Source organism: Rhodoferax ferrireducens, assembly GCF_003347515.1.
GTDB lineage: Bacteria > Pseudomonadota > Gammaproteobacteria > Burkholderiales > Burkholderiaceae_C > Rhodoferax.
In genome coordinates this window covers 154,865-170,675 of record NZ_QEII01000315.1, presented here as the reverse complement: position 1 = coordinate 170,675, position 15,811 = coordinate 154,865, and the positions used below count along the sequence as shown (strand labels likewise).

Annotated in this window: 19 protein-coding genes; 13 read left to right on the top strand and 6 right to left on the bottom strand. The window is 59.6% G+C overall.

What is annotated here, in order from left to right; genetic code table 11:
- Positions 1-14 precede the first annotated feature (14 nt).
- From C5P05_RS27855 to C5P05_RS27845, 3 genes are all read left to right on the top strand, one after another.
- Positions 15-383 (top strand): DMT family protein, encoded by a 369-nt coding sequence (locus tag C5P05_RS27855; protein WP_114973118.1) that lies wholly within the window; start codon positions 15-17, stop codon positions 381-383.
- A 104-nt stretch (positions 384-487) separates the two neighbouring features.
- Positions 488-1,135: a DUF47 domain-containing protein gene (locus tag C5P05_RS27850; protein WP_114973117.1), complete on the top strand. Its 648-nt coding sequence runs from the start codon at positions 488-490 to the stop codon at positions 1,133-1,135.
- A gap of 12 nt (positions 1,136-1,147) precedes the next feature.
- Positions 1,148-2,158, top strand: coding sequence for an inorganic phosphate transporter (locus C5P05_RS27845; protein WP_114973116.1), 1,011 nt, complete (start codon positions 1,148-1,150; stop codon positions 2,156-2,158).
- A gap of 54 nt (positions 2,159-2,212) precedes the next feature.
- Here C5P05_RS27845 and C5P05_RS27840 read toward each other — a convergent pair whose 3' ends face one another.
- Together C5P05_RS27840 and C5P05_RS27835 are read right to left on the bottom strand one after the other, a co-directional pair.
- The gene (locus C5P05_RS27840) at positions 2,213-2,659 is read right to left on the bottom strand and encodes a TM2 domain-containing protein (protein WP_114973115.1); all 447 of its coding nucleotides are present in this window, start codon (positions 2,657-2,659) and stop codon (positions 2,213-2,215) included.
- Positions 2,660-2,668: 9 nt separating this feature from the next.
- Complete coding sequence (locus tag C5P05_RS27835) at positions 2,669-3,193, bottom strand: GNAT family N-acetyltransferase (RefSeq protein ID WP_114973213.1); 525 nt, start codon at positions 3,191-3,193, stop codon at positions 2,669-2,671.
- Between the two features lie 133 nt (positions 3,194-3,326).
- Here C5P05_RS27835 and rpsP point away from each other — a divergent pair, with 133 nt between their 5' ends.
- The 7 genes from rpsP to hisC all read left to right on the top strand — a co-directional run bounded on the left by rpsP (position 3,327) and on the right by hisC (position 8,372).
- Positions 3,327-3,578, top strand: a complete 252-nt coding sequence (gene rpsP / locus C5P05_RS27830) for a 30S ribosomal protein S16 (protein WP_114973114.1) — start codon at positions 3,327-3,329, stop codon at positions 3,576-3,578.
- A gap of 10 nt (positions 3,579-3,588) precedes the next feature.
- Positions 3,589-4,152, top strand: a complete 564-nt coding sequence (gene rimM / locus C5P05_RS27825) for a ribosome maturation factor RimM (RefSeq protein ID WP_114973113.1) — start codon at positions 3,589-3,591, stop codon at positions 4,150-4,152.
- 11 nt (positions 4,153-4,163) lie between these two features.
- On the top strand, positions 4,164-4,907 hold the full coding sequence (gene trmD / locus C5P05_RS27820; protein ID WP_114973112.1) for a tRNA (guanosine(37)-N1)-methyltransferase TrmD: 744 nt from the start codon (positions 4,164-4,166) through the stop codon (positions 4,905-4,907).
- A 102-nt stretch (positions 4,908-5,009) separates the two neighbouring features.
- The gene (gene rplS / locus C5P05_RS27815) at positions 5,010-5,390 is read left to right on the top strand and encodes a 50S ribosomal protein L19 (protein WP_114973111.1); all 381 of its coding nucleotides are present in this window, start codon (positions 5,010-5,012) and stop codon (positions 5,388-5,390) included.
- Positions 5,391-5,474: 84 nt separating this feature from the next.
- Positions 5,475-6,209, top strand: coding sequence for a CoA pyrophosphatase (locus C5P05_RS27810; RefSeq protein WP_114973212.1), 735 nt, complete (start codon positions 5,475-5,477; stop codon positions 6,207-6,209).
- A 7-nt stretch (positions 6,210-6,216) separates the two neighbouring features.
- Positions 6,217-7,203 (top strand): CobD/CbiB family protein, encoded by a 987-nt coding sequence (locus C5P05_RS27805; protein ID WP_114973110.1) that lies wholly within the window; start codon positions 6,217-6,219, stop codon positions 7,201-7,203.
- Between the two features lie 56 nt (positions 7,204-7,259).
- A complete protein-coding gene (gene hisC / locus C5P05_RS27800) occupies positions 7,260-8,372 on the top strand; it encodes a histidinol-phosphate transaminase (protein WP_114973211.1) in 1,113 nt (370 codons plus the stop codon).
- On the opposite strand, the gene rsgA is transcribed toward hisC, so the two are convergent.
- The 3 genes from rsgA to C5P05_RS27785 are packed head-to-tail and all read right to left on the bottom strand — an operon-like array spanning position 8,337 to position 10,927.
- The gene (gene rsgA / locus C5P05_RS27795; protein ID WP_114973109.1) at positions 8,337-9,257 is read right to left on the bottom strand and encodes a ribosome small subunit-dependent GTPase A; all 921 of its coding nucleotides are present in this window, start codon (positions 9,255-9,257) and stop codon (positions 8,337-8,339) included. The two genes, hisC and rsgA, sit on opposite strands and share 36 nt — an antisense overlap.
- A 25-nt stretch (positions 9,258-9,282) precedes the next feature.
- Positions 9,283-9,618, bottom strand: a complete 336-nt coding sequence (locus C5P05_RS27790) for a 4a-hydroxytetrahydrobiopterin dehydratase (RefSeq protein WP_114973108.1) — start codon at positions 9,616-9,618, stop codon at positions 9,283-9,285.
- 31 nt (positions 9,619-9,649) lie between these two features.
- Positions 9,650-10,927 carry a M48 family metallopeptidase gene (locus C5P05_RS27785; protein WP_114973210.1) on the bottom strand — a complete coding sequence of 426 codons (1,278 nt, stop codon included), beginning with the start codon at positions 10,925-10,927 and terminating at the stop codon, positions 9,650-9,652.
- Positions 10,928-10,964: 37 nt separating this feature from the next.
- On the opposite strand from C5P05_RS27785, the gene orn reads away from it, so the two are divergent.
- Positions 10,965-11,552, top strand: coding sequence for an oligoribonuclease (orn, locus tag C5P05_RS27780; protein WP_198674889.1), 588 nt, complete (start codon positions 10,965-10,967; stop codon positions 11,550-11,552).
- 240 nt (positions 11,553-11,792) lie between these two features.
- Positions 11,793-13,700: a DEAD/DEAH box helicase gene (locus C5P05_RS27775; RefSeq protein WP_114973107.1), complete on the top strand. Its 1,908-nt coding sequence runs from the start codon at positions 11,793-11,795 to the stop codon at positions 13,698-13,700.
- Positions 13,701-13,735: 35 nt separating this feature from the next.
- Here the strand turns inward: C5P05_RS27775 and C5P05_RS27770 are convergent, their stop codons facing one another.
- Complete coding sequence (locus C5P05_RS27770) at positions 13,736-14,647, bottom strand: LysR family transcriptional regulator (protein ID WP_114973106.1); 912 nt, start codon at positions 14,645-14,647, stop codon at positions 13,736-13,738.
- 142 nt (positions 14,648-14,789) lie between these two features.
- Here C5P05_RS27770 and C5P05_RS27765 point away from each other — a divergent pair, with 142 nt between their 5' ends.
- On the top strand, positions 14,790-15,773 hold the full coding sequence (locus tag C5P05_RS27765; protein ID WP_114973105.1) for a Bug family tripartite tricarboxylate transporter substrate binding protein: 984 nt from the start codon (positions 14,790-14,792) through the stop codon (positions 15,771-15,773).
- Positions 15,774-15,811 lie beyond the last annotated feature (38 nt).

Here is a 15,811-nt window from a genome sequence, read left to right as displayed (position 1 = left end):
GGATAATTCCGGGCATGAACGCACTGCAATCCATTCCGCTGTCCCTGCAAACCGTGCTCTTGCTGGTCGGCAGCAATATCTTCATGACCTTCGCCTGGTACGGGCATCTGAAAAACCTGGCCACCGCGCCGTGGTATATCGCGGCAGGGGTGAGTTGGGGCATTGCGCTGTTTGAATATGCCTTGCAGGTGCCGGCCAACCGCATCGGGTTTCAGCAGGCTGGTTTCAGTGTGGCGCAGCTCAAGATCATGCAAGAGGTCATTACCCTGGCCGTGTTTGTGCCGTTTGCCATGCTGTATCTCAAGGAGCCGTTCAAGCTGGACTACCTGTGGGCGGCGTTCTGCATGGTGGGCGCGGTCTATTTCATTTTCCGCGGTGCTTGATCAGTTTCCCTTGCCGCTGCGGACCGGTATGCGCGAGGGCGGCGGTTACACTCCCGGCAGTCAGAAAATCGTCGTCTGACTGATATTTTTCTCTGGAGTGAGTGATGCTGTTTGCCAAGTTGTTGCCGCGTGAAGGCAATTTTTTCGAAATGTTCAACCAGCATGCTGACCGGATTGTGGAGGCCGGCCGCGCCTTTGCCAAACTGGTGGCCAACTACAGCGATCCAGTTCTGCGCCAAAAATACAACGAAGAAGTAGACACCGCCGAGCGCGCCGCTGACCGGGTGACGCACGAGGTCAACAAGGCCATCCATAAGACTTTCATCACGCCGATTGACCGCGAGCAGATTCATTCGCTGATCAACACGATGGATGATATTGCCGATCTGATTCAGGATTCGGCCGAGACCATGGCGCTGTATGACGTGCGCCACATGACCGAAGAGATCGTGCGCCTGACCGACGTCAGCGTGAAATGCTGCGAGCGGGTGCGCGACGCCGTGTACATGCTGGCCAAGATTGCCGATCCGGCAACCGCCGAAGCCGCTTTGAAAACCTGTGAAGAGATCGATCAACTCGAATCGGATGCCGATCGTGTCATGCGCAGCGCCATGAGCCGCCTCTTTCGGGAAGAGCCCGATGTGCGGGAGGTTATCAAGCTCAAGGCGATTTACGAATTGCTGGAAACCATTACCGACAAGTGTGAGGACGTTGCCAACGTCATCGAGGGCATCGTCCTCGAAAACTCTTGAGGCCTGCCCGTCATGACGTCGGTTCAGGTCGGGTTGTGGGTGGTGATTGTGCTGGTGGTGCTGGCCATTTTGTTCGATTTCATGAACGGATTTCATGATGCTGCCAATTCGATTGCCACTGTGGTGTCCACCGGCGTGCTCAAGCCGGGGCAGGCGGTGCTGTTTGCGGCAGTTTTTAATTTCCTGGCCATATTCATTTTTCATTTCGGTGTGGCTGCCACAATCGGTAAGGGCCTGGCCCACCCGGGTGTGGTGGACGTGCACGTCGTATTCGGCGCATTGGTCGGCGCCATCAGCTGGAATTTCATTACCTGGTACTACGGCATTCCGAGCAGCTCGTCCCATGCGTTGATCGGCGGCATCGTGGGCGCGGTCATGGTAAAGGCGGGCGCTTCGGCGTTGGTACTGAGCAGCGTGATGAAGACCGTGGTGTTCATCTTTGTGTCGCCGGTGATGGGATTTCTGCTGGGTTCGTTGATGCTGATCGCCGTCTCGTGGGCCTTTCGCCGCAGCACGCCCAGTCGCGTTGACAAGTGGTTTCGCAGCCTGCAACTGGTGTCGGCCGGTGCTTACAGTCTGGGCCACGGTGGCAATGATGCACAGAAAACCATCGGCATTATCTGGATGCTGCTGATCGCCACCGGCTACACGGCGGTGGGTGACACGTCGCCACCGACCTGGGTGGTCCTGAGTTGCTACGCCGCCATCGCCACGGGCACCTTGTTTGGTGGGTGGCGCATTGTCAAGACCATGGGGCAAAGGCTGACCAAGCTCAAGCCAGTACATGGGTTTTGCGCCGAAACCGGTGGCGCTATCACGCTGTTCACGGCGGCCATTCTGGGCATTCCCGTCTCGACCACACACACCATCACGGGCGCGATCGTGGGCGTCGGTGCCACGCAGCGCGCCAGCGCCGTGCGCTGGGGCATCGCAGGCAACATCATCTGGGCCTGGATTCTCACAATTCCCGCCAGTGCCTTCGTTGCTGCTATTGCGTACTGGATCAGTCTGCAGATTTTTTGATGCTATATAAAATATAGCATTGTGCGCCCTCTGAATAAGGGCTGCAGCCTTGTTTCATTGCGATATCTTGCGCGCTTCCTCAACCTGGTATTCGAAGTAGTGCTGAAAGCTGAACGCAATGCTGCTCAGCAACACCGTGGTGCCCACCAGCAGGGCCAGGACCATCGCGCCGATGGTGAGCCAGTTGGTGTGGCCGGGTAAGGCGTCTGGCGGCGCTGAAGGGTTGTAGCGGGCATTCCATTTTTCCGGCGCCATCAAGCCATAGACGATGGCGGTCAAGGCGCAGCCTGCAATGGTAAAGCCCAGTAACGGGATCAGCAGCCAACTCCACAAATCGTCCAGCCCATTCTGTTGCACCCGTTCAATGCCGTACAGACCCAGGGCCGTGGGCAAGGGTAGCAACCACCCCGGCAGGTCACCCATTCCGCGCAAATAAAAACGATGCAGTCCCAAAGGACCCCCAATGAAAGCCAGCCACGCGGCAATTGTTTTGTTTTTCATGAAGGCTCATTATTGCTGCGGCGCGTTGGTGTCGCCCCAGCCCAGGGCCTTGTCCATCATGACCACATCCCGCCATTGGTCAAATTTCCAGCCGCAGGATTTGAGAATCCCGACATGTGAAAACCCGACCGAGCGATGGACCCCGATGGATCCGGTATTGGCCGAGTCGCCAATGACGGCAATCAGTTTGCGTACGCCGGCTTTTTCCGCTTGCGCTGCCAGCTCCGTCAGCAACAGGCGCCCGAGCCCTTGGCCGTGGGCATCCGGCGCCAGATAAATGGAGTCTTCGGCCGAGAAACGGTACGCCGGACGCGGCTTGAACCAGTTGCAATAGGCGAAGCCCAACACCTTGTCGCCCGCACTGACGACGAGGTAGGGAAGCCCCTTGGCAAGCACATCCGCGCGGCGGTTGGCCATGTCGGCCAGCGAGGGCGGATCGATTTCAAACGTACCGGTTCCGTGCAGCACATGGTGGGTGTAGATCGCGGAGATGGCCGGGATATCTTCGGGTTGGCTGGGGCGAATAATAGTCATAAAAATGGAAACGTTATAATCAAAGGTTACCCAGTGTGTCGCTGGCCGGGTGGCCATGTCGCGTGTCTCAAGCGCTGGATTAAATGCTGAATTAATTGGTGGAACTCAAACTCCGCCACCCAAAGGATAAATCATGGTTGTCATTCGACTCGCTCGTGGCGGTGCAAAAGCTCGCCCTTTTTTCAATATCGTTGTCGCTGACAAGCGTACCCGTCGTGACGGCCGCTTCATCGAACGCATCGGTTTTTACAACCCGATTGCAACGGCCAATGAAGAAAGCATCCGTATTGCTCAGGATCGTTTGACTTACTGGAGAAGCGTCGGTGCTCAGGCATCGCCTACCGTGGAACGTCTGGTCAATCAAGCTGCCAAAGCGGCCGCCTGATTTTATTGTGATGCTGCCCGGCCTTGAAGCCGCCGAATTGCCGGCGGACGCAATCGAAGTTGGGCGCATTGCCGATGCCTGGGGCATCAAAGGCTGGTTCAAAGTCTTGCCGCACAGCGCCGATCCCGAGGCGCTTTTTTCTTCCAAGCGCTGGTTTTTGATGCCGTCCGAACGGGGTGCCAAAACCTTTTCCGGCGTCGCCAAACTGGCCGTCACGGAAGCCAAGATTCATTCCAATACGGTTGTCGCTTCAGCGCATGACGTCAATGACCGCACTGCGGCGGAAGCCTTGCGTGGGGCCCGCATTTTCGTGTCCCGAGCTAGTTTTCCAACGGCTGAAAAAGACGAATATTACTGGGTCGACCTGATTGGGCTGGACGTCGTCAATCGCGAAGGCGTTGCGCTGGGAACGGTCAAGGAACTGCTGTCGACCGGTGCGCAAACCGTGCTGGTCATGGATTTTGAGCAGGATGGCAAGACGCAGGAACGCATGATTCCTTTTGTGTCAGTCTATGTTGACAACGTCGATTTGCAAGCCCGTCGCATTCTGGTGGACTGGCAACCCGACTTTTGAGTCGTCGCCTCATGCGCTTCGACATCGTCACGCTTTTCCCCGAATTATTCGCGCCGCTGTTGACCAGCGGCATCACCCGTCGCGCGTTCGAGTCCGGGCAAGTCAATGTCAAGCTGTTCAATCCGCGCGATTTCGCCGAGGGCAACTACAGGCGCGTGGACGATCGCCCCTTTGGCGGCGGCCCCGGCATGGTCATGATGGCCGAGCCCCTGACCCAATGCCTGAAACACATCCAGGCCCAGCGCGCTGACACAGCGCCGGTGGTGCTCTTTTCACCGGCCGGCAAGCCGCTCAACCATGCCATGGTGACGCGTTGGGCTGAGAGCTCGGGTGCGGTCCTGATTTGCGGCCGTTACGAGGGGCTGGACCAACGCTTTATCGACGAACACGTCACCGAGCAGATCAGTCTCGGGGACTTTGTGCTGTCGGGTGGTGAAATTGCAGCCATGGCTTTGCTGGACGCAGTGGCTCGTTTGCAGCCGGGTGTGCTGAATACGGCTGACAGTCACCAGCAGGACAGCTTTAATCCCACCCTGGACGGCTTGCTGGATTGTCCGCATTACACCCGGCCGGAGAGCTGGGCGGGGAGGGCGGTGCCAGAGGTGCTGCTGTCGGGTCACCATGCCCAGATTGAGCGATGGCGCCGCGAGCAACGGCTGGCGATCACCGCCCGTTTGCGGCCGGAATTGATTGCCCAGGCGCGGAAGGACGGGCGTTTGAGTCCTATCGATGAAGCGTTTCTGCTCAGGCTATAATAGTAGGCTTACCGATCCTCTGGCTGGCCGCTTCATTGCGTTTGCAGCGAAGCTTTTGTGTCATCCCGACACTGGCGCGACCAAGATCATTTGAGGCTAAAAATGAATTTGATTCAAATCCTTGAGCAGGAAGAAATTGCTCGTCTTGGGAAAGTCATTCCCGAATTTTCTCCCGGTGACACTGTCATTGTGAGCGTCAATGTGGTTGAAGGTACGCGTAAACGCGTGCAGGCCTATGAAGGCGTTGTGATTGCCAAGCGCAATCGCGGCCTCAACAGTGGCTTCATTGTTCGCAAGATCTCCAGCGGCGAAGGCGTCGAGCGTACGTTCCAGACCTACAGCCCGCTGATCGCTGGCATTGAAGTCAAACGTCGTGGCGATGTGCGTCGTGCCAAGCTGTACTACCTGCGTGACCGCAGCGGCAAGTCGGCGCGTATCAAAGAAAAATTGCCCGCCAAGAAAATCAAGACAGCCGCCGTATAAAGCGAGTTGTTTTGTAAAAAAGCCGCCCCAGCTGATGCTTGTGGCGGCTTTTTTTACGGCTGCTATTTTTTCGGTATCCCTATCGTGTCATCCAATTCAACCGTTACGTCTTTGTCCAGGTTGCCGAATTTCGATCCGCGCCTGATTCCGGTCGTGGGCGTGGATTCACATCTGCCGCCGGTGCCTCTGGCCTCTTTGCAGCCCGATGCCTTGCGGCAACGCTTTGCTGCGCCCCCGGTGTGGGTGCCCGAGTTGCTGGCGGAGAAAAAATTCATGGAGCGGGCGCCGATGCACGCTTCGGTCCTGCTGCCGATCGTGATGCGGGAGCGCCCGACTATTCTGCTGACCGAGCGCACCCTGCATCTGTCGACCCATTCCGGGCAAATCGCCTTTCCGGGTGGCAAGGCCGATGAAGGGGATGCTGATGCCGCCGCCACGGCCTTGCGCGAGGCGCAGGAAGAAGTGGGGCTGGACCCCGCTTTTGTGCAGGTGCTGGGTGTGATGCCGCACTACGTGACGGGCTCCGCGTTCATCATCACGCCGGTCGTGGCCCTGGTGCAACCGGGCTTCACGCTGACTCCCAATGCCTTTGAAGTGGCCGATGTCTTTGAAGTACCACTCGAGTTTCTGATGAATCCCGCGCACCATCAACGCCATGTTTTTGAGTGGGAAGGAGCCACGCGCGAATGGTTCTCCATGCCCTACCGGGACGAGGCCCAGGGGCATCTGCCGCAGCGCTTCATCTGGGGTGCTACCGCGGGCATGCTGCGCAACTTCTACCGTTTGCTGTCGGCGCCAGCCGGCACGGTGCCGCTATGATGGCTGCATGAGCTTTATCTCTGTGCTTTTCGCCTTGCTGCTGGAGCAGGCACGTCCTTTGGGTCCCGGTAATCTGGTTCATGCGAGCTTGCGCGCCTGGGTACGCTGGAGTAGCCGAAATTTTGATGCCGGCAAGCCTTTTCATGGCTGGCTGGCCTGGGGATTTGCGGTGGGCGCTCCGTCCCTGCTGGCACTGGCCATTTATTGGTTGCTGGATGCCTTCTTGGGTTGGCCGGTGGCCGTGGTGTGGAGCGTGGCCGTGCTCTATACAACGCTGGGTTTTCGGCAGTTCAGTTTTCATTTCACCCAGATTCGGGATGCGCTGGCGGATGGCGATGAAGACCATGCCCGTGCATTGCTGGCAGAGTGGCAGCAGATCGATGCCAGCGAGCTGCCCCGTAGCGAAATCGTGCGGCACGTGATTGAGCATTCCGTACTGGCGGCCCACCGCCATGTGTTCGGCGTGTTGGCCTGGTTCACGGTACTGGCTGCTTTTGGTTTTGGCCCGGCGGGCGCCGTGCTGTACCGTTTAAGTGAATTCGTCGCCCGCTATTGGCAGCACAAGAGCAAGACGCAGCATCAGCCGGTCAGTGAGGCCTTGCAGCAGACTGCTATTGATGCCTGGGTGGCCATTGATTGGCTGCCTGCCCGTATCACCGCGATCAGCTTCGCGGTGGTGGGCAGCTTCGAGGAGGCGATTGATGGCTGGCGCAACCACGAGCCGCGTGCTGCAGGCGACAACGACGGCATCATCTTGGCGGCGACCGCCGGCGCCGTGAATATCCGATTGGGCGACGCGGCCAGCGCTGCTGCTTATCCCGTCGATGGCGCGCCTGCCATGCCCCCAGGGCCTGGCGCACTGCCGGCTGACTCGGCGGCAGGGCAAACGCCGGAGCCCGCCCACCTGGCGGTCATTGTCGGCCTGGTCTGGCGTACGGTCGTCATGTGGATGGTCTTGCTCGCGCTCTTGACGCTGGCGCGTCTGTTAGGTTAGTTTTTAAGTCAAATGTGCTTCTGGCCCGCATGCAATATGCGTAAGCTGCTATGAAAATGGAAGTTGAAATTTCTGTGTCATCCTCGTTTTGCAGCCCCGTGGTAGCTCGTCTCGTGCCCTACGTCCCGGGTGAGCAACCCAAGATCGACAATCTGGTCAAGCTCAATACCAACGAGAATCCCTACCCGCCCTCACCGCGCGCCATTGCGGCGATTCAGCTGGCGGCGCAACAGGGCTTGCAGCTCTATCCCGACCCGGAAGCGACGGTATTGCGTCAAGCCATTGCCGCACATCATGGCCTGGCGCCGCAGCATGTGTTTTTGGGCAATGGCTCGGATGAGGTCCTGGCGCACGCCTTTTTTGCTTTTTTCCAGCACGGCTGTCCCTTGCTGATGCCCGACATCAGCTACAGCTTTTACAAGGTTTATTGCGGGCTTTACGACATCCCCTTGGAGTTGGTGCCCTTGAGCGATGAGATGTGCCTTGATGTCTCGGCCTATGCGCGGGCCGATGGCCACTCGGTCGCCGGCGTCGTCATCGCCAATCCCAATGCGCCCACCGGCACCGGTGTGCCGCTGCAGCAAGTGGAGCAACTGCTGCGCCTGCATCCGCATCGCGTCGTGCTGGTGGATGAGGCCTACGTTGACTTTGGCGGCGATAGCGCCATGTCCCTGATTGCGCAGTATCCCAACCTGCTGGTGGTTCACACTCTGTCCAAGTCGCGCTCGCTGGCCGGCTTGCGCGTGGGCTTTGCGTGTGGACAGGCGCTTCTGATTGAGGCGCTGGAGCGCGTTAAAAACAGCTTCAACTCCTATCCGCTGGACCGACTGGCGATTGCCGGTGGCGTCGCAGCTTTTGAGGACCAGGCCTATTTCGAGCAGACGCGCCGCGCCGTGATGGACAGCCGGGAAGGGCTGGTGTTGGCGCTGGAAGACTTGGGCTTCAAGGTCTTGCCGTCACAGGCCAATTTTGTGTTTGCCCGCCATCCGCAGCATGACGCGGCCGGCATTGCGGCCGGCCTGCGCGCACGCGGTGTGCTGGTGCGGCACTTCAAACTGCCGCGCATCGAGCAGTATTTGCGCATCAGCGTCGGCACGCCGGCGCAATGCGATGCGCTGGTGCAAGCGCTGGGCTCAGTACTTCCGGGCCTGGCTCAGTTCGGCGTATAAATCGCTATAAATTTTATAGCGATTGGCGCTGATGCCATCGGGGCTACCGTCGGGTTTGACGGCTGCCATCACGCCACAACCGGGTTCATGCAGATGGCTGCAGTTGTAGAACTTGCAGTTCGCGACATGCGGCTTCAGGTCCGGCATATAGGCCGCCAGCTGCGCTGGGTCGATGTGGTTCAGGCCAAATTCCTGGAAACCTGGTGAATCAATCAGCGCCGTGCTCTTGTCTTTGTCCACCCAATACCAGGTGGTGCTGGTGGTGGTGTGTTTGCCCGAGTTGAGGGCTTGCGAAATTTCACCGGTCTGGGCCAGCGCGCCGGGCGCCAGCAGGTTGATCAGGGTGCTCTTGCCCGCGCCCGACGGTCCCAGCACCAGCGTCGTCTTGCCATGCAGCAGCTTGAGCAGTTCGGCGTGATCGACCTCACCGGATTGTTTGAGCGACAAGGGCAACACACCGTAATGCATTTGCCGGTACGGCCGCAGCCATTCCCAGGCGCGCGCGAAGGGTTCGACCAGATCACTTTTGTTGAGCGCGATGATGGGCGTGATGTGCTCGGCCTCGGCCGCAATCAGGGCGCGCGAGAGCTGGCTGCTGGAGAACTCGGGCTCCGCTGCAATCAGGATCAGGATCTGGTCCAGGTTGACGGCGAATGATTTGGTGCGAATTTCATCCTGGCGGTAAAACACATTGCGGCGTTCTTCGATCTTCTCGATCGTGCCTTCGTCGCGCGAGGCCTGCCACAAGACCCGATCGCCCACCAGTCCCTGGCTCTTCTTGCCGCGTGAGTGGCAAATCAATCGCCGCCCCTCCGGCGTTTCGACCAGAAAGTGGCGGCCGTAGTTGGCCACGATCAGGCCGCGGTCGAGTGTGGCTCGTTCCATTAGAGGGTTGCCCTGTGATGGGTGCTCATGTCAGAAGGGCGTCCACCAGCGTCGCACAGTCAAAATCCGTCACTGAGAGGCCGCTCACATCATGGGTATTGAAGCGCACCACGCAGCGGTTGAAATGTACCGACAAATCAGGGTGATGATCCTGCGCATTGGCGATAAAGGCCAACGCGTTCACGAAAGAAATGGTCTCGTAATAATTGGCAAAGCTGTAGGTCTTTTCAATGGCCACGGCGGCCCCATCGCCTGTCAGGGTCCAGCCTTCCAGTTTTGCCAGGTTTGCTACTATTTCTGTAGCTGTCAGCGCCCGTCTGGAGAGGGTCGACCAGTCTTTTTTCTTGAGCATGGTATTCATGGTGTGTTTGCAGTGGGCTGCCTGGATAGGGTCAAGCGGTCATCCGTGCCAGGCGCTCGGACGCCGGCGGATGCGAGTAGTAGAACTTCACATACACCGGGTCCGGTGTCAGCGTCGATGCGTTGTCTTCATACAGCTTGAGCAGCGCGGTGGCAAGGTCGTGCCCGCTGGTCTGAAGCACAGCGTAGGCATCCGCTTGGAACTCGTCTTTGCGTGAGAAATAGGCCAATACCGGCGCGATGAAGAAACCGAAAATCGGCAAGGCCAGCATGAACAGCAAGAGCGCCAGCGCATCATTCGGTGCACTCAGATTGGGCTGCACGCCCAGCCCGGTGTAAAACCATACCTGGGTTGCCAGCCAGCCCAGCAGGGCAAAGCCCAGCAGGCTCAAGGCGAACATGGAAACAATGCGCTTGATGACGTGTTTGTGCTTGAAGTGCCCCAACTCGTGCGCCAATACCGCGTCCACTTCACCTGCCGACAGTTTGGCCAGCAAGGTGTCGTAAAACACCACGCGCTTGGATGCACCAAAACCGGTGAAGTAGGCATTGGCGTGGGCGCTGCGCTTGGATCCATCCATCACAAACAAGCCTTTGGCGGCAAAGCCGCAGCGCTGCATCAGCGCCGTGACGCGGGCCTTGAGTGTCTCGTCAGCCAGCGGCGTGAATTTGTTGAACAGCGGCGCGATGAAGGTGGGGTAGATCAGCAGCGCGAGTAAATTGAAACCCATCCAGACGCCCCAGGCCCACAGCCACCATACGCTGCCGGCCGCGCCCATCATCCACAAGATCAGCGCGACAACGGGGAAGCCAATGACGGCCCCGATCAGGCTGGACTTGAGTAAATCGAGCAGCCAGAGCTTGAGCGTCATTTTGTTGAAGCCGAAACGCTCCTCGATCACAAAGGTCCGGTACAAGGCCACGGGCAAATCAATCAGACCGCTGATCAACGCAAAGGCCGCGAGCAAGGCAATTTGCTGTCCCATGCCGCCGCCCAGCCAGCCGAGCAGCGCCTGGTTGAGGACCGAGAGCCCGCCCAGTAGCGTCCACCCCACCAGGACGACCGTCCCCAGCGCCAACTCCAGCATGCCAAAACGTGCTTTGGTGACGGTGTAGTCGGCGGCTTTCTGGTGGGCAGCCAAAGTAATACTGCGCGCGAAGGCGGGCGGAACTTCGGCACGGTGCTGGGCCACATGCCGGATCTGCCGCGAGCTGAGCCAGAATTTCAACACCAGGCTGGCGAGCAGCGTCAGCGCAAAGACAAAGGTCAGCACCAATGAGGGGGGGAAAGGGGGAATCGAGTCAGCCATGGCGCCCGAGTTTAGGGCATCAGCGACAATTCCGGCCATGGACGCTATGAACACCCCCCCAGCAGGCGTATTGCTTGCCAAATCCGACCAAAACCTCATCTGGCTTGACTGTGAAATGACGGGGCTTGACCCGGAGCTTGAGCGAATTATTGAAATTGCGGTCATCGTCACCGGACCCCAGCTTGAGCCCCGAATCGAAGGCCCCGTGCTGGTCATCCATCAAAGCGATGAACAGCTCGACAAGATGGACAAATGGAACAAAGGCACGCACGGCAAAAGCGGCCTCATCGACAAGGTCAAGGCCTCAACCTTGTGCGAAGCCGACGCCGAGCTGCAACTGATCGAGTTTCTGAGCCAGTACGTGCCCAAGAAGGGCTCACCCATGTGCGGCAACAGCATTGGACAGGATCGCCGCTTTCTGGCGAAGTACATGCCCAAACTGGAGGCTTTTTTCCACTACCGCAATCTCGATGTGAGCACGCTCAAGGAGCTGTCCAAACGCTGGCGGCCCGAGGTGTACAACGCGTTCAAAAAACAGCAACGTCACACGGCCCTGGCCGATACGCATGAGTCCATCGACGAGCTGGAACACTACCGCACACACTTCATTAAACTGATTGATTAGGTGAAAACCCGAAGTCATGCCATAATCGAAAGCTGCGCTGCAAACAGCAGTGCATATTTGTACATCTCCCTTCATTCACTGGGCTCAAAGCGGACTCGCTATTGCGAGATTGCTTAAGAAGAGCCTCCAGCGCTGATAGAACTCCTAGTGAGTCAGAGCAGGTTCCGTTTGATGGTTGATGTTTTTTAACCATTGACGGGGCAGCCGCACACCCTGCGGCGCTCGCGTGTGAGTAAATACATGACTGACGCTATCCAAGCGACGGGCGAATCATCGCTTGTCGAAAATTTTTCCAATGACACTGTCGAGATGACGCAAAACGTTGTCCAGGCTACCGAGGCCGCTCAAGCTGTCGCGCCTGTTGAGGCCGTCGAAGAAGCGCCTAACGGCTTTTTGGCTCTGGGCCTCGCCCCCGAATTGATCCAGGCCGTGAAAGACCTGGGCTTCACCCAGCCCACCACGGTTCAGCTGAAAACCATCCCCCTGGCCATGCAAGGCCATGGCGCAGCCGATGAGTCAGCGCGCTTTATCGATTTGATGGTGTCCAGCCAGACCGGCAGCGGCAAGACCGCCGCCTTCCTGTTGCCCGTGCTGCACACCCTGCTGATGCAGATGGCCCAGGCCGAAGCCAAAGAGAAGTCTGATTTCGAGCAAGCGGTTGCCGACGCGGTCGCCAAAGGCGAAGCACCGCCCAAGCGCGCCAAACGCAAAGACCCGACCAACCCACGTCATTTCGCTCCTGCCGCACCCGGCGCGCTGATCGTTTGCCCGACGCGTGAACTGGCCCAGCAAGTGGCACACGACGCCATCGACCTAGTGCAACATTGCCGTGGTCTGCGCGTTGCCAACATTGTGGGCGGCATGCCTTACCAGTTGCAAATTGCCAAGCTGCAAAATGCCAACCTCGTGGTGGCCACGCCGGGTCGTTTGCTGGATCTGCAACGCTCCATGCAAATCAAACTCGACCAGGTTCAGTTCCTGGTGGTTGACGAAGCCGACCGTATGTTGGATCTGGGCTTCTCCGATGACCTGGCTGACATCAACCAGCTGACCATCCAGCGCAAGCAGACCATGATGTTCAGTGCTACTTTTGCACCGCGCATCCAGCAACTGGCTTCACGCGTGATGCGCGATCCACAAAAACTGCAAATCGATTCGCCGCAAGAAAAGCACGCCAACATTAGCCAGAAGTTGTTCTGGGCTGACAACGCGCAGCACAAACGCAAATTGCTCGACCACTGGTTGCGCGACACCACCATCAACCAGGCCATCGTTTTTGCCAGCACCCAAATCGAGTGCGATGGTTTGGCCAACGACCTGCAACAAGAAGGTTTCTCTGCCGTGGCACTGCACGGTGCTTTGAGCCAGGGTCTGCGCAACCGCCGTCTGATGGCGCTGCGTCAAGGCCAGGTGCAGATTCTGGTCGCCACCGATGTGGCCGCACGTGGTATCGACGTGCCCACCGTGACCCACGTGTTCAACTTCGGTTTGCCGATGAAGGCCGAGGATTACACCCACCGCATTGGCCGTACCGGTCGTGCCGGGCGTGACGGTATTGCCGTGACCTTTGCCGAATTCCGCGATCGTCGCAAGATCATGGACATCGAGTTCCACAGCCATCATCAGTTCAAGGGCGAGACCATTCCTGGCATGGAGCCACAACAGCGTTTCCCTGATTCGCGCCCCAACAGTTTTGGTGGTGGCGGCGGCCGTGGCGGTAACGACGGCCATTCCCGCGGCGGCAATTTCGGCGGCGGTGGCGGTGGTGGCCGTTCCGGTGGTTTCGGTGCCAGCCGTGGCGGCTTTGCCGACAGAAATGCCGGCGCTCCCCGTGACGCTGGTGCAGGTGGCTATCAAAACAACAACGGCGGCGGTTTCGGTCAACCCGAAGGGCGCAGCTACGAACGCAAGGGCGGTTTCAACGACCGTTTTGCCGGCTCACGCAACGATGCGCCAGCGCCGCGCGGTGACTTTGGTGGCCGCAACGACGGCGGCGCTCCCCGCGGTGATTTCGGCGCACCGCGCGGCGACTTCGGTGCCCGCAAGCCTGCATTCGGCAAACCATCCTCCTTCGCCAAGCCCGGCAACGGTGGCAAGGTCTTCGTGCCGCGTGATGCGAAGAAATGGCCAGCCAAGACCGATCGCTGATTGATCTGAACTTCTAAAAAAGCCCGCAAGTATTGCTACTTGCGGGCTTTTTTCATGAGCCGTTCCACCAGGTATTCCGCAAAGCTCTCGGTCGCGGGCGACGCTATCCGATGCGCGGGCCGGTACAGGCAGACCTGGCGCATGACTTCGGGCTCCACGATGCGGCGCATCACCAGGCCCTGCCGTTTGGCCCAGGGCGCAACGTAGGCGGGCGACACCGTGGCGGCCAAGCCTGCGGCCGCCAGGCCGAGCGCGGTGGAGATGTTGTCCACCACGTCATTCGGGCTGATGCGCTCGTCCTCCGGCAAAGCCGCGCCCATTTGCGCCACGCTCAATTCGTGATCACGCCCCGCCGTGACCAGCGCGTGGTGACGCAAATCGCTCCATTGCAGCACCCGTTTCGCCGCCAGCGGATGGTCTTTGGCGCACCACAACACCCAGGGGCTGCCGAACAGGCTGATGCGCAGCACGTTGTCGCTGCCTTGGCGGTCGGGGCCGACGGCCAGATCCACCTCGCCGCTGGCCACCATGTCCGTGAGCTGCTCCACAGCGGCGTCCCGAATGCGCACGACGAGCTTGGGGCGATCCTGGCTGTGGGCCCGGATGATGGGCGGCAGGATGGCGCTGGCGATCACCATCGGGGCCGCCACCCGTACCAGCCCGGCGGCCCGGTTGCGCAGGTCGTTCGCAGCCACTTCAGCCACGTGCAGGTGTTTGAGCACGGTCTGGGCCGAACTGAAGAATTCTTTACCCGCCGCTGACAACGCGACCTTGCGCGTGCTGCGCTCGAACAGCCTGAAGTCCAGGCTGGACTCCAGTTCGACCACCAGCTGGCTCACTGCCGACGGGGTCAGCGCCAGCCGGTCGGCGGCGGCGGTGAAGCTCAGCAGCTCGGCCACGGTCACGAAGGCATCGAGCTGGCGCAGGGTATAGCGGGGCAAGGACATGGGCTGATTATGAAGAAAAGCTAAGCAATACAGCAATATATATCGTTTGTTGTTGCGCGCGCCCTCTTGCAAACTCCATCGCTCTGATGTTGATCCCCGCGATTTTTCACCCTTGTTCCAACAATTAGACAGGAGACTCCCCATGCAAACTTCTCGCCGCGAACTGCTGCACCTGGCCCTCGCCACCGTCGCCGGCACCCTGCCCTTGATCAGCCGGGCGCAGGCCATCGAGACCGCGAAAATTCTGACGGGCTTCGCCGCTGGCGGCACGGTGGACACGCTGGCCCGCCGGGTCGCCACCCAATTGAACGGCAGCTACGCCAAGGCGGTGGTCGTCGATACCCGCACCGGCGCGGGCGGGCAGATCGCCATCTCGGCGCTGAAAGCCTCGGCGCCCGACGGCGCCACCTTGCTGGCAACGCCGATGTCGATGCTGGGCATCTACCCGCACACCTACAAAAAGCTGCCCTACGACCCGGTGGCTGACTTGACGCCGGTATCGCTGGGCGTCGTGTTTGACATGGGTTTCGCCGTGGGTCCCCAAGTGCCGGTGTCGGTCAAGACCGTCCCCGAATTTCTGGAGTGGTGCAAAGCCCACCCCATCAGTGCCAACTTCGGTTCGCCGGCGCCGGGCTCGGTCCCGCATTTCGTGGGTGAGCTGATCGGCCGGGCCGGCAAGGTCAACTTGCAGCACGTAGGTTTCCGGGGTTCGCAGCCCGCCATCCTGGACATGCTGGGTGGGCAGATCGCCGCCGTGTCGGCGCCGGTGGGCGAGTTCCTGCCGCATTTGAGCGGCGGCAAGGTCCGCCTGCTGGCCACCTCGGGGGCCAGCCGCAATAAATTCGCCCCCGGCACCAGTACCTTGGTGGAGCAGGGGCTGAAGGACCTGGTCTTCGGTGAATGGTTTGGTTTCTACCTGCCGGGCAAAGCGCCCTCCGACGTGGTGTCAAAAGCCAACGCTGCCATTCGCAGCGCCCTGGCCAACAAGGAGGTGATCGAGGGCCTGGCCGCCATGGGCCTGGAAGCCCGGTCGTCCAGCCCGGCGGAACTGGCCGCCCTGCTTAAGGCCGACAGCGAGAAGTGGGCTCCGATCGTGAAGGCGATCGGTTTCACCGCCGAGTCCTGAGTCCGCTCCAGTCGCCATCCCCCAGTCCAAGTGCGCCA

Coding starts and splice junctions, on each gene's coding strand:
- C5P05_RS27855 (WP_114973118.1), top strand. CDS start 15: ATGAACGCACTGCAATCCATTCCGCTGTCCCTGCAAACCGTGCTCTTG.
- C5P05_RS27850 (WP_114973117.1), top strand. CDS start 488: ATGCTGTTTGCCAAGTTGTTGCCGCGTGAAGGCAATTTTTTCGAAATG.
- C5P05_RS27845 (WP_114973116.1), top strand. CDS start 1,148: ATGACGTCGGTTCAGGTCGGGTTGTGGGTGGTGATTGTGCTGGTGGTG.
- C5P05_RS27840 (WP_114973115.1), bottom strand. CDS start 2,659: ATGAAAAACAAAACAATTGCCGCGTGGCTGGCTTTCATTGGGGGTCCT.
- C5P05_RS27835 (WP_114973213.1), bottom strand. CDS start 3,193: ATGACTATTATTCGCCCCAGCCAACCCGAAGATATCCCGGCCATCTCC.
- rpsP (WP_114973114.1), top strand. CDS start 3,327: ATGGTTGTCATTCGACTCGCTCGTGGCGGTGCAAAAGCTCGCCCTTTT.
- rimM (WP_114973113.1), top strand. CDS start 3,589: ATGCTGCCCGGCCTTGAAGCCGCCGAATTGCCGGCGGACGCAATCGAA.
- trmD (WP_114973112.1), top strand. CDS start 4,164: ATGCGCTTCGACATCGTCACGCTTTTCCCCGAATTATTCGCGCCGCTG.
- rplS (WP_114973111.1), top strand. CDS start 5,010: ATGAATTTGATTCAAATCCTTGAGCAGGAAGAAATTGCTCGTCTTGGG.
- C5P05_RS27805 (WP_114973110.1), top strand. CDS start 6,217: ATGAGCTTTATCTCTGTGCTTTTCGCCTTGCTGCTGGAGCAGGCACGT.
- hisC (WP_114973211.1), top strand. CDS start 7,260: ATGGAAGTTGAAATTTCTGTGTCATCCTCGTTTTGCAGCCCCGTGGTA.
- rsgA (WP_114973109.1), bottom strand. CDS start 9,257: ATGGAACGAGCCACACTCGACCGCGGCCTGATCGTGGCCAACTACGGC.
- C5P05_RS27790 (WP_114973108.1), bottom strand. CDS start 9,618: ATGAATACCATGCTCAAGAAAAAAGACTGGTCGACCCTCTCCAGACGG.
- C5P05_RS27785 (WP_114973210.1), bottom strand. CDS start 10,927: ATGGCTGACTCGATTCCCCCTTTCCCCCCCTCATTGGTGCTGACCTTT.
- orn (WP_198674889.1), top strand. CDS start 10,965: ATGGACGCTATGAACACCCCCCCAGCAGGCGTATTGCTTGCCAAATCC.
- C5P05_RS27775 (WP_114973107.1), top strand. CDS start 11,793: ATGACTGACGCTATCCAAGCGACGGGCGAATCATCGCTTGTCGAAAAT.
- C5P05_RS27770 (WP_114973106.1), bottom strand. CDS start 14,647: ATGTCCTTGCCCCGCTATACCCTGCGCCAGCTCGATGCCTTCGTGACC.
- C5P05_RS27765 (WP_114973105.1), top strand. CDS start 14,790: ATGCAAACTTCTCGCCGCGAACTGCTGCACCTGGCCCTCGCCACCGTC.